This is a genomic window from Mumia quercus (genome assembly GCF_025506335.1).
In the GTDB taxonomy this organism is placed as follows: domain Bacteria; phylum Actinomycetota; class Actinomycetes; order Propionibacteriales; family Nocardioidaceae; genus Mumia; species Mumia quercus.
This window is the reverse complement of the sequence record NZ_JANZYO010000003.1, coordinates 129,200-144,105: the sequence shown is the minus strand read 5'-3', so window position 1 is coordinate 144,105 and position 14,906 is coordinate 129,200. Positions and strand designations below refer to the sequence as shown.

At 72.4% G+C, this 14,906-nt stretch carries 12 protein-coding genes; 2 read left to right on the top strand and 10 right to left on the bottom strand.

What is annotated here, in order from left to right; all coding sequences use genetic code 11:
• Positions 1-14: 14 nt before the first annotated feature.
• From panD to NYZ95_RS07235, 4 genes are all read right to left on the bottom strand, one after another.
• Complete coding sequence (panD, locus tag NYZ95_RS07250; RefSeq protein WP_262850199.1) at positions 15-440, bottom strand: aspartate 1-decarboxylase; 426 nt, start codon at positions 438-440, stop codon at positions 15-17.
• A complete protein-coding gene (gene panC / locus NYZ95_RS07245) occupies positions 440-1,306 on the bottom strand; it encodes a pantoate--beta-alanine ligase (RefSeq protein ID WP_262850197.1) in 867 nt (288 codons plus the stop codon). The genes panD and panC overlap by 1 nt, the downstream gene beginning before the upstream one ends.
• Positions 1,303-2,226 (bottom strand): Rossmann-like and DUF2520 domain-containing protein, encoded by a 924-nt coding sequence (locus NYZ95_RS07240; RefSeq protein ID WP_262850195.1) that lies wholly within the window; start codon positions 2,224-2,226, stop codon positions 1,303-1,305. The genes panC and NYZ95_RS07240 overlap by 4 nt, the downstream gene beginning before the upstream one ends.
• A gap of 131 nt (positions 2,227-2,357) precedes the next feature.
• The gene (locus NYZ95_RS07235; RefSeq protein ID WP_262850193.1) at positions 2,358-3,380 is read right to left on the bottom strand and encodes a DUF6270 domain-containing protein; all 1,023 of its coding nucleotides are present in this window, start codon (positions 3,378-3,380) and stop codon (positions 2,358-2,360) included.
• 101 nt (positions 3,381-3,481) lie between these two features.
• Between NYZ95_RS07235 and NYZ95_RS07230 the strand changes: the two genes are divergently transcribed.
• Positions 3,482-4,591 carry a mannose-1-phosphate guanylyltransferase gene (locus NYZ95_RS07230; RefSeq protein WP_262850191.1) on the top strand — a complete coding sequence of 370 codons (1,110 nt, stop codon included), beginning with the start codon at positions 3,482-3,484 and terminating at the stop codon, positions 4,589-4,591.
• Between the two features lie 13 nt (positions 4,592-4,604).
• Here NYZ95_RS07230 and NYZ95_RS20375 read toward each other — a convergent pair whose 3' ends face one another.
• The 6 genes from NYZ95_RS20375 to NYZ95_RS07200 are packed head-to-tail and all read right to left on the bottom strand — an operon-like array spanning position 4,605 to position 12,887.
• Entirely contained in the window at positions 4,605-6,902 is a 2,298-nt protein-coding gene (locus NYZ95_RS20375) for a CDP-glycerol glycerophosphotransferase family protein (RefSeq protein WP_262850189.1), read from the bottom strand.
• Entirely contained in the window at positions 6,899-7,762 is an 864-nt protein-coding gene (gene rfbA, locus NYZ95_RS07220; RefSeq protein ID WP_262850187.1) for a glucose-1-phosphate thymidylyltransferase RfbA, read from the bottom strand. Before rfbA ends, NYZ95_RS20375 begins: the two co-directional genes overlap by 4 nt.
• 38 nt (positions 7,763-7,800) lie before the next feature.
• Positions 7,801-8,493: a class I SAM-dependent methyltransferase gene (locus NYZ95_RS07215; protein WP_262850185.1), complete on the bottom strand. Its 693-nt coding sequence runs from the start codon at positions 8,491-8,493 to the stop codon at positions 7,801-7,803.
• 3 nt (positions 8,494-8,496) lie between these two features.
• Positions 8,497-9,474, bottom strand: coding sequence for an NAD-dependent epimerase/dehydratase family protein (locus NYZ95_RS07210; RefSeq protein ID WP_262850183.1), 978 nt, complete (start codon positions 9,472-9,474; stop codon positions 8,497-8,499).
• Positions 9,467-10,492, bottom strand: coding sequence for a glycosyltransferase (locus tag NYZ95_RS07205; protein ID WP_262850181.1), 1,026 nt, complete (start codon positions 10,490-10,492; stop codon positions 9,467-9,469). The genes NYZ95_RS07210 and NYZ95_RS07205 overlap by 8 nt, the downstream gene beginning before the upstream one ends.
• Before the next feature lie 10 nt (positions 10,493-10,502).
• Positions 10,503-12,887, bottom strand: a complete 2,385-nt coding sequence (locus NYZ95_RS07200) for a hypothetical protein (protein ID WP_262850180.1) — start codon at positions 12,885-12,887, stop codon at positions 10,503-10,505.
• A 163-nt stretch (positions 12,888-13,050) separates the two neighbouring features.
• Here NYZ95_RS07200 and NYZ95_RS07195 point away from each other — a divergent pair, with 163 nt between their 5' ends.
• Complete coding sequence (locus tag NYZ95_RS07195) at positions 13,051-14,904, top strand: glycosyltransferase family 2 protein (protein WP_262850178.1); 1,854 nt, start codon at positions 13,051-13,053, stop codon at positions 14,902-14,904.
• Positions 14,905-14,906 lie beyond the last annotated feature (2 nt).

The window sequence follows — 14,906 nt, the reverse complement described above, 5'->3', positions numbered from 1 at the left end:
GCGCAATCGCCCTCTCAGTCCGCTGCGGCTGCCGTCACGTCGCCACGGACGTCGCCCGACCCGGGGACAGGCGCGGCAGCGTCCGACCCGGTGGCGACGATCTGGTTCTCGCGGTCGACGAAGACGACCCGCGGCTCCAGGGCGCGGGCCTCCGCGTCGTCCATCTGGGCGTACGCGATGAGGATCACGAGGTCGCCCGGGTGCACGAGGCGCGCGGCGGCACCGTTGATGCCGAGAACGCCCGAGCCCCGTTCTCCCGCGATCGTGTACGTCTCGAGCCGCGCCCCGTTGTCGATGTCGACGATGTGCACGAGCTCCCCGGGGAGGATGTCGGCGGCGTCGAGGAGGTCGGCGTCGACGGTGACCGAGCCGACGTAGTGCAGGTCGGCCTGCGTCACGGTCGCGCGGTGGATCTTGGACTTCATCATCGTGCGGAGCATCAGCGGTCCTCCTGCGACCCGAGGGTGACGGCGACGTTGTCGATGAGGCGGGTCTGCCCGATCCGGGCGGCGACCAGCAGCCGCACTTCGCGGCCTGAGACGGGCGGGCTGAGGTCGGGCGATCGCAGCGCCAGGTAGTCGACCGCGACGGCACTCTCGGCGTCGAGGACCTTCGCCGCGGCCGCCAGCGCGGCATCTTCGCCGCGCACCGCAGCGTCGCGGCCTGCCGTCAGCGCCTTGGACAGGGTCACGGCGAGCGCGCGCTGCTCAGGGTCGAGGTAGCGGTTGCGGGACGACATCGCGAGCCCGTCCTCCTCGCGCACGGTCGGGCAGCCCACCACGGTGACCGGCAGGCAGAGGGAGCGCACCATCTGGCTGATCAGCACCAGCTGCTGGTAGTCCTTCTCACCGAACACGGCGACGTCGGGCCGCACCAGTCCCAAGAGCTTCGCCACCACGGTCAGCACCCCGCGGAAGTGCGTGGGCCGGACCGCGCCCTCGAGCTCGGCGCCGAGCGGACCCGGGTCGACCGTCACCCCGCTCGCGTCGGGCCCGTCGGGGTACATCTCCTCGACCTCCGGGTGGAAGACGACGGCGGCTCCCGCGGTCGTCAGCCCGGCGAGGTCGCGCTCGAACGTCCGCGGATAGCGGGCCAGGTCCTCACCTGCGCCGAACTGCGTCGGGTTGACGAAGATCGAGACCACGACGAGGTCGGCGCGCTCGCGTGCGTACGAGACGAGGCTGAGGTGCCCCGCGTGCAGCGCCCCCATCGTCGGGACGAGAGCCACCGTCTTCCCGTCACGGCGGGCGGCGGAGAGGGCGTCGTCGAGGGCAGCGCGCGTCGTCGCGACGACCGGCGCGCTCACGCGCCGGTCCGAGTGCCCTCGTCGGCGACCAGCGTCGCCAGGACGTCCCACTCGGACTCGCGGAGGACGCGGCGGATCTCGACGGCGCCCTGCGGGTCGAGGCGTCCGTCGGCCACCGCGTGCGCGGACGTCGCACGTGCCATCGCCACGTACGCGTCCATCGTCGGCACCGGCTGCTCGGCCATCGCGGCCACGTGCGCGCGTACGGTCTCGACGTCACCGCGGACGACCGGCCCGGTGAGAGCGGCGTCCTCGTACGAGAGCGCGTTCTCGAGCGCGGCCGTGAGCAGCGGGCGCAGCACGGCAGCGGGGTCCTCGGCACCGGCGCGGCGCAGGATCTGCATCGCCTGGGAGACGAGGGTGACGAGGTGGTTCGCGCCGTGTGCGAGCGCGGCGTGATAGGTGGTGCGGTCCTCGTCGCGGATCCACATCGGCCGGCCGCCGAGGTCGGCGACCAGGCCCTCCGCCACCTCGCGCTCTCCGTCGCCGGCCGTCAGCCCGAAGACGCAGCCGGAGAGGCGGTCGAGGTCGAGGTCGGTGCCGGTGAAGGTCATCGCGGGGTGGAACGCGACCGGGCGGGCTCCGACGTGGGTGGCAGCTGCCAGCACCCCGAGGCCGTGGCGCCCGCTGGTGTGGACGACGACCTGACCCGCCCGCAGGTGCCCGTCGAGAGCGAGCTCGGCGACGAGGCCGGGGAGGGCATCGTCGGGGACGGCCAGCACGAGGAGGTCCGCGCGTGCGGCGACCTGGGCGGGCGAGAGCACAGGGACACCGGGGAGAAGGGTGTCGGTACGGGTGCGCGAGGCGGCGGACCGGCCGCTGACGGCGACGATCTCGTGGCCGGCTTCGCGCAGCCGGGCGGCGAGCACCGCTCCGACGCGACCTGCGCCGACCACGCCGACGGCGTGGTGGGACTTCATGGAAGTGCCTTTCGTTCCAGTCCCCGGGCGGGGTACCAGACAAACGGACTCATTCAGTCTACGTGCGCGAAACCCTGCTGTAACTCGGTTGTGGGCCGGGTCACACGCAGCGGTGGTCAGCTCTCGCCGGGCTAGGAGGCCCGGTCGCGACGGAGGCGGGAGACGACCCGGCGGACGGGGGTCTGCTCGAGGCGCTCGACCCGGGCCCGCAGCCGTGCGACCTCCTCCTTGCGCGCCGCGAGACGCGCCTTCACCGCCGCGAGCTCCGCCTCGCGGGCGGCGAGCGCCAAGGCGGGCGTCTCGCCCGCGGCGCGCTCGATGTCGGCGACCATCTGGCGAGTCGGCTCTGCCCCGTCAGCGAGGACGATCTTGTGCAGCTCGGCCAGGAACCGGTGGTAGTAGTCCATCCGGTAGTGCACGTAGAACGGTCCCCACGGGTGCTCGTCGTAGGTCGGGAAGGACTCCCCGGTGAGGTCGATCGACGCGGCACCGAAGGCGTCGACCGCGTAGCGGTCCATCCGTCGCCAGAGCGCGTTGGCGGCTTCGACGTCGATACGTACGTTGTTCCTGTGCTTGCGCAGGCTGACAGGGCGCGGGCGGTCAGGGACGGTGAGCTGGTCGGTGTGGTGTCCGTGGTGCACCACGACACGTGTCTCTGGGAGCGTTGAACGAACCTGCGCCGCGAACGTGTCGAGCGCCTCCGTCCACAGGGCGAAGTACGCGTCGGGGTCGTCCACACCACGCAGAGGGGTCAGCCTCCCCTCCTCGCGCAGGCGCTGGTAGAGGTCGGTGTGTCGGACCTTCCACCGGTTGTCGGTGAGGAACCGTCCGTCGTCGAGTCGGACGACCCCGAAGTGGGCGTCCCCGAAGAAGTCGAGCAGGAGATAGTCGGGGCGGGTCTCGACCAGCCCGGTCAGGAACGACTTGTCGAACTCGGTACGGACGTTCCACAGGTCGTAGTCGGACATCGCCTTGGTGGGCTCCCACGCCTCCGTGACGGGATCCGAGACGAGGCTGATCACCGACATCTGGTTCTGCATCAGGTCGCAGCGGTACGACGCCTTGTACGTCGGGTTGAACCGCGTGTTGAAGTTGTCTCGGGTGATGCAGGAGCCGAAAACCGCGACCGAACGCGGGTCGGAGGTGCTGTCCATCTGCGGTACCTGTCGGTCGGGAGCGATCGCGCCTCCGGATCGTACCTGGCGGGCCCGGCTACGCTGAGGCACCGCGACCTGCTGGCCCCGGAAGGACACCGATGAGCGCCCACGTTCCCTCGCTGCACGCCATCATCCCGGCCGGCGGGGCAGGGACCCGGCTCTGGCCGCTGTCTCGGGCGGCACGTCCGAAGTTCCTCCTCGACCTCGACGGGAGCGGCCGGTCGCTGCTCCAGCAGACGCGGGACCGCCTCGTGCCGCTCGTCGGGGCCGACCGCATCACCGTCGTCACAGGGCGCCAGCACCACGAGGCCGTGGTGGCGCAGCTGCCCGACGTCCCCTCCCGCAACGTCGTCGCGGAGCCGTCGCCGCGCGACTCGATGGCGGCGATCGGCCTGATGACCGCGCTCATCCGAGACCGTGAGCCGGACGCCGTCGTCGGCTCCTTCGCCGCCGACCACCTCGTGCACGACCAGCCCGCCTTCGCCTCCGCCGTCGAGCAGGCCGTCCAGGTCGCCCAGGCGGGGTTCGTGGCGACGATCGGGATCGAGCCGACGTCTCCCTCCACGGCGTACGGCTACGTCGAGGCTGGAGCGCCGCTGTCCGAGGTGCCTGGCGCACCCGACGCGACGACGGTCCGGCGGTTCGTCGAGAAGCCGCCCGCCGACGTGGCGCGCGACTACCTGCGCAGCGGCGACTTCCGGTGGAACGCGGGCATGTTCGTCTCTCGCGCCGACGTGCTTCTCGACCACCTCGGCGCCCAGCTGCCACGCATGCGGGAGGGCCTCGACGAGATCGCCGCCGCGTGGGACACCGCTGCGCGCGACAGCACGCTCAGCAGGGTGTGGCCGACGTTGACCAAGATCGCCATCGACCACGCGATCGCCGAGCCCGTCGCGGCCCAGGGCGGGATCGCGATGCTGCGAGGCGGCTTCGGCTGGACGGACGTCGGGGACTTCGACGCCGTCGCGGACGCGCTCGGCGTCGGCCGCGGTGAGAGCGGGGTCGTGGGTGCCGCCGACGACGCCGTGGTGGTCGACGGCAGCGGCCTCGTCGTCACGTCCGGACGGGCGGTCTCGGTCGTCGGGCTGACCGACGTGGTCGTCGTCGACACCCCGGACGCCGTCCTCGTGACGACGCGCGACCGGGCGCAGGAGGTCAAGGACGCCGTCGAGCACTGGCGCGACGCCGGACGCACGGACCTGCTCTGAGGACCCGCCCGTCTCAGACGTCCCGGTAGACCGCGTCCACGACGCGTTCGGCCGCACGCCCGTCGTCGAGCGGGTTGTACGTCTCGCACCACGTCCGGTAGCGCTCGGCGTACCTGGTGGCCGTCCCCTCGAGGTCACGCAGGACCTCGACGACCTCGTCGGTGGTCGAGACGACGGGCCCCGGAGCGCACTCCTCGAGGTCGAAGTACGTCCCTCGGCGTCGGTCGCGGTAGTCGTCCAGGTCGGGAGCGTAGAAGACCAGTGGACGCCCGGTGACGGAGAAGTCGAACATGATCGAGGAGTAGTCGGTGATCGCGACGTCCGCGGCCAGGAAGAGGTCGTTGATCTCCGGGTAGTCCGTGACGTCGCGTACGCGCGCGTGGCTCGAGGCGCTCTCCCAGCGGCGGATGTTCATATGTCCCCGCTGGAGGACGACGCCGCCCGGTCCGAGCGCGTCGGCGACGCGTTCGACATCGAGGAGCTGCGGCATCAGGCGCTGCCGGTCCCGCCAGGTCGGCGCGTACAGCACGACGTGCGCGTCCGCCGGCAGTCCGAGGCGGGCACGTGCCTCGCGCCGCGCGCCGTCGTCCGCGCGGGCCAGGGCGTCGTTGCGCGGGTACCCGAGCTGGAGGATCTCGCCCTCGTACCCCCAGACCCGCCCGAAGACCTCCGCACTGTGCGGGTTGCCCGCCAGGAGGACGTCCCATCGCGCGACGGACCGCTTGAGCGCCGGGAGGAAGCGCTCCTGGTCCGCCCGGACCGTACCGCGGTCGCTCCCGAGCCGCTTGAACGGCGTCCCGTGCCAGGTCTGGACGATGGTCTGACCGGGGCGGCGGCGCAGCATCGGCGGGACCCCGGCGTTGAACGTGAGGTAACGGGCGTGGGCGACGACGTCCCACCACTCCCGCGAGCCGATCAGGACACCTCGGCCTCCCTCGGGCACCGGGACCGAGAGGTCGGCGAGGCCCCAGACGAGGTCGACTCCGGTGCCGCGCGCGAGCAGCTCGTCGTGGATCGCGCGAGCGCTGTCGGTCGTGCTGGCGCCGTAGTAGCACTCGAAGTACGCCATCCGCGCCGGTGCGGAGGGCGTCTCGTCGTAGCGGCGGCGGAGCCTCTCCTGCGCCGCAGGACCGCGCTCGTCGGGGCGCAGGGGCGGCGACGTCACGACCGCGAGCCGGTTGCCGCTCGTCGCGACGACCTCGGTGCGGCAGCGCGCACCGTCGACGGAGAGCGGCAGGTCGGGAAGGCCTGTCGGCTCGCACACGACCGGGACCTCGAGATCGCCCGAGGCCCACGCGAGCTCGTAGCGCCCCGACGGCAGCACCGAGTCCTCGCCGTACCAGCCGGTCACCGCGAGCGGGACCGCAGCGGTGAACCGCGCGCCGCGCGCGTGCACGCTCACCTCGGCCACCCGCCGCGGACCACGAGCGACCACCCGCGCGCCGCCGGGCGCGAGCCCCCAGGCGGTGCCTTCGAGGACGACGGCGTCGTCCGAGACGTGGACGTCCTCCACGACCGCGGCCGGGGCCCTCGTGACGCCGACTCGCCCGTTGCGTCGCCGCACGGTCCGGACGCCGGTGGCGGGGTCGCCGACGGCCTCACCCGTCGCGGGACCCCAGACGACGGGCGAGCGACGGCCTCCGGAGGACACCACCAGGTCGGCGTCCTCGGCGCGGGCCTCGTCGAGGCGCACCAACCAGGCCCCGCCCCTCGTCCGTGGACAGGGGACGACCTCTCCCCCGGACCCGCCGTACCGGAGCCCGACGTCGGCCGTCTCCACGGCGTCGATCGACAGTGCGAGGCCGCCTTCGTCGACGGCTTGGTGGCCCAGGACGGCCACGACGGGCTCCGCGGCGACCTCCAGCCCGGACTCCTCCCAGCTCAGGCGGACGAGCCAGCCGTCGCACGCCCCCGCCGTGCCGAGGCGGCGACTGGCCCCACCGGCCGGGCGGTCGTTCCACGGCGCCACGACGGTCTCCCCGTCGACGAGGGCGCGCACCTCCACCCGCGCACGAGACGCCGTCGGCACCGGACGGCGCCGCCTTGCCGGTCGGGACACCGCCCAGCGCGCACGCCGCCGACCGCCCCCGGCGGCAGGGACGAGCGGCTCGAGATCGAGCCTCGCGGTGAACGCGTCCTCTGCGCCTCGGTCGACACCGACCCGTGTGACGACGATCCCGTCGCCGTCGACGACGACCAGCTCTTCCACGGTCACGCCGGCACCCGCGCGGCCCTCGATCTCCACCGTGCGGGGAGACGTCCATCGGGCCGACACGAGCGTGAGCAGCGGACCGCTCGCGTCGGTGCTCACTCCTCCAGCAACCCGAGGAGGTAGTCGCCGTAACCGCTCTTCACCAACGGCTCGGCCCTCTCGCGCAGCTCGTCGTCGCTGAGGAAGCCGACGCGCCACGCCACCTCCTCGGGGCACCCGACCTTGAGGCCCTGCCGGCTCTCGAGCGTCCGGACGAAGTTGGAGGCGTCGTTGAGCGAGTCGAACGTCCCGGTGTCGAGCCAGGCGGTGCCCCGCGGCAGTACCTCGACATACAGCCTGCCCTGCTCCAGATAACGGCGGTTGAGATCGGTGATCTCGAGCTCTCCGCGCGCCGACGGACGCAGCGACGAGGCGATCTCGACCACGTCGTTGTCGTAGAAGTAGAGGCCCGGCACGGCGTAGCGGCTCTTCGGCGCGGCCGGCTTCTCCTCCAGCGACAGCGCCCGTCCGCTCTCGTCGAACTCCACCACGCCGTACGCGGTGGGGTCGCTCACCCAGTAGCCGAACACCGCGGCACCCTCGACCGACGCGAAGCGCGCGAGGTCGGTGCCCATGCCCGGCCCGTAGAAGATGTTGTCGCCCAGCACGAGCGCGACCGAGTCGTCCCCGATGTGCTCGGACCCGAGCAGGAACGCCTGCGCGAGGCCGTCGGGACTCGGCTGCACCACGTACGACAGGCTGACGCCGAAGCGGCTCCCGTCACCGAGCAGCCGGCGGAACTGCGCGCTGTCCTCGGGTGTGGTGATGATGAGGATGTCGCGGATGCCCGCGAGGATCAGGGTCGACAGCGGGTAGTAGACCATCGGCTTGTCGTAGACAGGGACGAGCTGCTTGCTCACACCGAGGGTGATCGGATGCAGGCGGGAGCCGGTGCCTCCGGCGAGGATGATGCCGCGCATCCGCACATCGTAGGGGGCGTGCGGATTCGGGACACGCATCAGCGGACGGTCGCCTCCAGGAGGAGGGAGACGCCAGAGCGCGATCTGACCGGGAGATGACGCTCGGCGCGGATGATCGCGCTCAGCCCGGCGTTGACCACCGGCGACAGGGCGGTCAGGTCGTTGTCCTCCACCGAGCGCCGACGCAGCGCGACGACGGGGCGCAGCAGCACGTTCCACGACCGGACGTCGTCGATGGTGAAGCGTGGGCTGTCGAACAGCCCGACGAGCGTCGCCCGCGTGTAGCGCCGGACGTGCCCGACGGCCTCGTCGTGGGCACTCCACAGGCGCGGGTCGGCGGGGACCGCGATGAGCACCTTCGCGCCGGGACCGGCCACCCGCGCGATCTCCTCGACGACCCGTTCGTCCTCCTCGATGTGCTCGAGGACGTCGTAGGCGACGACGAGCCCGAAGTGGTCGTCAGGGAACGGGATGTCGCGCGCATCGCCCTGGACCACGTCGAGGCCGCGCTCCTTCGCGAGCGCGACGCCCTCGTCGGAGTACTCGAGGGCCGTCGCCTGCCACCCAGCCGCTTCGACGACGCGCGTGTTGCCACCCGCACCGGCGCCGATGTCGAGCGCCCGGCCCGGGGTCAGCCCTCGGATCGCCCGCCCGATCAGGTGCCGGCGCTCGCGGAACCACCAGTGCCGGTCCTCGAGGTCGGCCATGTTGCGAATCTGCGCGCTCTCCACGGATCAGACCCTAGTTCCTGGGGCGGTCAGACCGGCGCGCATCCGCTGGGCGACGTCGGCGACCGTCGCGGCGATGCCGACGGGGAGCGGCGTCCGGATCTGCCGGTCCAGCTCGCGAGCGACGGTCGACCGCATCCGCAGGTCCCGGACTTGGAAGCGGGCGCCGGGCGACGAGGCGGTCACGAACGGGACCCTCCGCCGCACGATCCGGTTGAACTCGCCGAGCAGCGCCCCGATGGTCGTCGGCCGGCCCGATGCGAGGATCTTGACGGTCGAGGTCCCCGGCTCGGTATCCCGTACGGTCGCCTCGACCGCGCGCACGACGACGTCGGCGCAGTCGCCCACGTACAGATAGTCACGAGCGGTGTCGAGGGAGACGTAGAGAGGCAGCGGCTCCCGGCGCAGGTACGACCGTGCGAGCTGGGAGACGAGCCCCTGCTGCTTGCCGAGGTCCTGACCCGGGCCGTACAGGTTGGCGATGCGGCCGACCATCGCACGCAGGCCGTCCTCGGCGCACGCCCGCCCGGTGAGCTCCTCGATCGCGAGCTTGCCGAACCCGTACGGCGCCAGCGCACGCACGGGGGACCCCTCGGTGAAGGGTGCGCCGCTCGCGCCCGCGTACACCGCCCCGGCAGACGACGCCACGAACATCGCGCCGCGCCCGGTCCCGCCGTCGGCCAAGGCCGGGCGCAGCTCCTCGAGCAGGGCTGCGTACGCCGTGACCTCGGCGTCGACGTCGGCGGCCGAGGTTCCGACGACCGCCGCCCCCGCCGTCCAGACGACGTTCCAGCTGCCCCCGCCCGCAGAGGCAACCATCGAGCGGACGCCTTCGCGGAACGCGGCGCGGACCTGGTCGACGTCCCCGCCCCACGGGATAGCGACGCGCTGGACCCGGTGCCCTCGCCCTCCGGCGGCCCGGCACACGTGCCCGCCGAGAAGGCCGGAGGCCCCGACCACCCAGGTGACGGGCGCCTCAGGCATCGTCCACCGGCGTCCTGGGCGCTCGTCGGCCCAGCGGTCCTTCGGCGGGGTCGGAGGTGAGCAGGTAGGTCGGGCGCCCCATCGCCATGTTGACCGCGACGCCGAGGTACTCGGCGAGCGTCCCCAGCGAGAAGAGGATCGCTCCGGAGGAGATGAGGACGACGGTGATGATCGAGGACCACCCCGGCTCGACGTGGTTGCCGAAGAGGCGCCCGATCACGACCGCGGCGGCGAAGAGGACGCCGACCAGCGCGAACGCCGCGCCCAAGAGGCTCACCACGCGCAGTCCTCGAGTCCCGCTGGTCAGGACCATCCGCCAGAAGTGCGAGACGAGGGTGCGCAGCCGGTAGCCGGACCTCCGCTCGCCTTCGTCGCGCAGCGTCACGGGTGCCGTGGCCACGGGACCCGCGACCCATCCGAGGGCCACGTCGAGATAGACCCCGGAGCCGGCGTAGGCCGCCACGCTGCGGGCGATCTCGCCGAGGACGAGCCGGTAGCTGTTGTAGAGCGTGACCTCGCGCGCTCCGGCGAGGTGAGCGATCATCCACTTCGCCCCGCGGGAGGCGCCGTTGCGGGCGAACCCGTGCGGCGGCTGGTTCGTAGGACGTCCGTAGACCACCGACGCCTGCTCGGCGAGAGCCGTGTCGAGCAGCACGCCGAAGTCGTCCGGGTCCTGCTGCCCGTCCTCGTCGATGGTGACGACCCAGTCGCCCCCCGAGGACGACATCCCCGCGAGGGTCGCCGCGTGCTGACCGAAGTTGCGGCTCAGCCAGAGGGTGCGGACGAACGGATAGCGCTGCGCGAGCTCGCGCATCACGCGTGGCGAGTCGTCCGGACCCACGTCGTGGACGAGGAGGACCTCGCTCACCTGGGCGTGGTGGCCGTCGGGCGTGACGAACCCGTCGACGAGTCCGGCGAGCTCCTCGACCACGGCCGGGAGGTGCCGCTCCCCCTGGTAGACGGGGATGACGACAGAGATCTGATGGCTCCCGAGATCGCCGAGCTGGGTCGGGGTCACAGCGGCCACGCTAGCGGCGGTCAGGGTCGCTGTCAGTGCACCTGAGCCGGTACACGGACACATGGCCCTCGCGGTGGACCAGACGGAGGTAGTCGTCGATCTGCGGCGAGACGTCGCTCGCCCGGTCGTCGACGAGCGCCCACCGGGCGCCGAAGTCGTCGCACAGCTCGTCCACGACCGCGCGCGTGGGTTTCTCGACCAGCGCCCGGCTCAGCGCCAGACGCTCCGGCCAGGGAGCCGGTCGTCGCGTGAGGGGGACGGTCGAGTCCTCCGCGAGGTTGGCCGGCGCGAAGGCCCAGTCCCCCAGCACCATCCGCAGGCCGGTCGCCCCTGCGATCCACATCGAGTTCACCGGGCAGTCCGGACCGTACGCGGACGGCGGCCCGCAGAAGATGTTGGTGACGAGGACGTCGTCGAGGTCAGCCTCCTCGCGCAACCACGTCGCGGCAGCGAGCTGGTCGCCCTCGACGTAGTACGAGGCGACTGGGTTCGGCGAGCCGGGGACACGCTGGTTCTGGTCCACGAAGACGGCCGCCCCGGGGACGACCGCGGCGTACGCGAACACCGTGATGGCCGTCAGGAGGGACAGACGAGACGTCGCCCGCTTCCGCCAGGCCACCCAGACCAGCGGCACGACGACCACACCGACGCCGACCACGAGCGCGTACGGGCGCAACCGGTCCCACACCCTCTCGGGGACCGTGCCCACGAAGTCCCACGGCGCGATCTGCGAGGCGACCCACCCGGCGGAGGCACCGGCCACGACGAGGACCACGAGCGGTCCCAGCAGGCGGCCCACGCGTGCGCGCGCCGGCACGAGACGCACGGCGCCGGCGACGACACCGGTCGTGGCCAGCGGGAGGGCGACGGTCCAGAAGTAGTGCTGGCCGTACGCCGGGTGGGCGAGGATCCACGAGACGGCGAACCCTCCCGCGCACGCGCCCCCGACCCACACCACGCCCGGGTCCTGGCGCAGGACCGGATGGAGCGGCCCGACGAGGACGAGAAGACGTGGCAGCTCTGCGAGCAGCCGGAGGCCGATCAGCGCCGGGACGACGAGCGTGGCCCAGGGAAGCCCCTCCTGCAGTGCCGGGACGATCCACCTCTGCTCGCCGTACACGGAGGTCTGGTTGCCGAAGACCTGCTGGTAGAGCGGGTCCAGCGCGGTGACGGCGAACAACCGGATCCGGCTCCCGCTCGTGCTGCCGATGACGAAGCGCCCGGCCACCAGGACGAGGACGGCCGACACCGCGACCACGACGAGCATCGACCAGCGCACCCGCCGCCTCCCCACGAGGTCCCCCAGCACGACGAGCAGGGCTCCGCTCACCACGATCGGCAGGACGCTCGGCTTCGTCCCGACCCCGACGAGGAGGGTCAGCAGGAGGGCGACCCACAGCGGCCACCGCGCACGTCCCTGAAGGACGTCGAGGACCGGGCCGACCAGCCCCACCAGCACGATCATCGCGAGTACTCCCGACGGGCTCGTGACCACGAAGCCGTCACCGATGCGCTGGCCCCAGAGCTTGCCGAACATCCACGCCGACGGGGCCACCATCACGAAGAACGCCGCAACCGGTCCTGCCCACCACCGGCGTACGTCGCTCGTGACCGCACCGTCGCGCAGGCGCAGGACCGGACCGTCGAGGAACCGGTGGGTCGCAGCGGCGGACGCCAGCAGGAGGACGACCAGCGCCGGCACCATCCAGAGGCCGTGCATGACGCCCGCGATCGGCAGTCCGGCGAGCCCCGAGGTGGACGTGATGTGGGCGTCGGCGAACCAGTGGTAGCGCAGCGGCTCGCCCACCGCGAACGGGTCGTCGGGAAGGATCGTGCGCCGCAGCTCGTACGAGATCGCGGTGTTGTACCAGAGGTCACGGGTGTAGGAGCCGCCCTCGGGGGGCGTCGGCATCGCGCGGAGGTACAGGAGCCAGACCCTCGCCGTCGCCAGCGCGACGACCGCCGCCATGGCGAGGTGCCAGGCGGCCGGGGTCCCCCGGCTGCGGCGCCGTCTCGGGAACCACAGCGGCCGCAGCCGCGGCGACACGACGAACGCGATCGCGACGCCGACCGGTAGGAGGAAGACGAGCCGCGGCGCACCGACGGCGGTGGCGGCCGCCCAGCACACCAGCTGGGCGACGATCCCCAGGACTGCCCCGAAGCCGAGCTCTTGGGAGAGGGTGGACACGCCGGCCACGGCCCGCCAGAGCAGCACTCCCGGCAGGGTCGACACGAGCACCCACACCGCGAGATAGCGTGCGGCTTCGTCGAGATCGGCGCCCCTTGCGGTCATCACGACCAGCATGGTGGTGACGACAGCAGCCCAGGAGACGACGGTCACGACGCCCGAGAGGACGAGGCCGACCGAGGGTCTCCTCCGCTGTTCCGACGCCACCCGGGCCTCCGCGTCTCGCTGCCGGTTCGCTCGGCTCGATGTAACCACACGGCTGGTCCATCCCGAGGACGGCGCGCGCCGCCGACCGTCGTGCCCGCACGGCGCCGCGGGTCTACGCTCGATCTCAGCGTGCCTGAGCAGCCATCCCCTGGAGGACCTGGTCATGAAGGTCAGCGTCATCGTCCCGACCTACTCGCCCGGTGAAGGCCTCGACCGCGTCGTGGGCTCCCTCGACGCCCAGACGATGGACCAGGCCGACTTCGAGGTCGTCCTCGTCGACGACGGCTCGCCGGACAACACGTTCGCCCGGTTGCAGGAGCTCGCGTCCGAGCGCCCGAACTACGTCGTCCGTCAGATCGACAACTCGGGGTGGCCCAGCCGGCCACGCAACGTCGGCCTCGACCTCGCCCGAGGCGAGGACGTCGTGTTCATGGACCACGACGACTACCTCTACCCCGACGGCCTCCGCGCCGCGCACGCGTACGCCGTCGCACAGCGTGCCGACGTGCTCAGCGCGAAGGAGACACGGACCTCCGACTGGTTCGCGTACGAGGGCGTCTTCGGCGCCGACGTGCCGGCCGACCGTCCCAAGACCCCGGCGCACTACGGTCCGTGGACCACCCACAAGCTGTTCCGGCGTGCGTTCCTGGTCGAGCACGGCATCCGCTTCCGCGAGGGCGTGCGGGTGCTGTTCGAGGACGTCCTCGTCGGCATCTCGGCCTATACGCACGCCGAGCGCGTCGCGGTGCTGTCGTCAGTGCCGTTCTACCAGTGGGTGCACGTGCCCGGGCACAACCACTCAGGCACGTACGGCACCGACGGCGCCGAGTACGTCCGGTCGATCGAGGCGATGTTCGACCACGCCGAGGCAGAGGCAGGGGGCACCGACTTCGCGGAGTGGGTGGCGCGCTACCAGTACCGCGTACGCGTGCTGGGCCAGCTGCTCGGACCCGCACTCCTGCGCCGTGAGGACGAGGACCGCGACGAGGTGGTGGCGCTGGTCCAGCGACTGATCGCCGACCGGGTCCCGCCCGCCTTCGACGTGGGCCTCGCGCCGGTGGCGGCGGCCCGCGCTGCGCTCGCCCGAGGCGGCACGGCCGACGACGTCGTGGCGCTCGCGCGCGCCGACCAGGGAGTTCGTCCCAAGCCGGTGACGACCGAGGTCCGGTGGGACGACGACGGCGTGCTGCACGTCGACGTGCGGGTCCGGTGGGAGGACGGGGACGCCGGCGCGCTTCGTCTGAGACGCGACGGCGACCGCCTGCTCCGCACGTTCCCCGACGGGCCCCCGGCGCACCTCCCGGAGTCGCTGCTCGACGTCACCGACGCCGTCGGTGCCGCTACGGCCCACCTCACGATCACGAGCCGCAAGGGCAAGGTGGGCTGGCCGGTCGCCTCGACGGCGCAGAGCAGCGTCGTCCCGCTCGACGAGGACCACGTCACCGTCGAGACCCAGGTCAGCGGGACCGTACGGTTCGACGGGCCGGAGCTCGGGCGCCCGCTCGAGCCCGGGATCTGGGACATCGCCTGCCGTGCGGCCGTCATGGGCTACGGCGGCCACGTCCACGTGGTGCACGAGGGGAAGCCCCGCGTGCTCGGCCGGGGCGCGACCGTCACGACCGCCTACTCCACCGCCTCCGGGCGTCTGTCGGTCGACGTGGGCGGCGACGCCGTCTCCGTGCTGTCGTTCACGACGTGCGACAGGGAGGCTGCGGCCACCACACGGCGCGGGCGCGGCGTCCAGCTCGAGGTGCCGTTCGACGGTGCCGTCGTCACCGGCGAGGCCGAGCTTTCCGCCACCGCGGTCCTGCGCCCGCGCGACGGGTCCGAGACGCGTCGGACGCCGAGCACCGTCCGCGTCGACGGTGACGGCATCCTGCTGCGGGCGCTCCTGGACCCGCCGCGCGGACACCACGAGCTGCGTGTCCGTACGCCCGGTCGCCGCAAGGCGGTCACGGTTCCCGTCCAGATCGTCGTGGGACGCCTTCGGCGCACCGCCGTCCGCGCGCTTCGCTGAAG

What these genes read in the sequence shown, in the direction of transcription:
- rfbA (WP_262850187.1), bottom strand. Translation starts at nt 7,762, where the DNA reads ATGCGCGGCATCATCCTCGCCGGAGGCACCGGCTCCCGCCTGCATCCG.
- panD (WP_262850199.1), bottom strand. Translation starts at nt 440, where the DNA reads ATGCTCCGCACGATGATGAAGTCCAAGATCCACCGCGCGACCGTGACG.
- NYZ95_RS07240 (WP_262850195.1), bottom strand. Translation starts at nt 2,226, where the DNA reads ATGAAGTCCCACCACGCCGTCGGCGTGGTCGGCGCAGGTCGCGTCGGA.
- NYZ95_RS07230 (WP_262850191.1), top strand. Translation starts at nt 3,482, where the DNA reads ATGAGCGCCCACGTTCCCTCGCTGCACGCCATCATCCCGGCCGGCGGG.
- NYZ95_RS07195 (WP_262850178.1), top strand. Translation starts at nt 13,051, where the DNA reads ATGAAGGTCAGCGTCATCGTCCCGACCTACTCGCCCGGTGAAGGCCTC.
- NYZ95_RS07210 (WP_262850183.1), bottom strand. Translation starts at nt 9,474, where the DNA reads ATGCCTGAGGCGCCCGTCACCTGGGTGGTCGGGGCCTCCGGCCTTCTC.
- NYZ95_RS07235 (WP_262850193.1), bottom strand. Translation starts at nt 3,380, where the DNA reads ATGGACAGCACCTCCGACCCGCGTTCGGTCGCGGTTTTCGGCTCCTGC.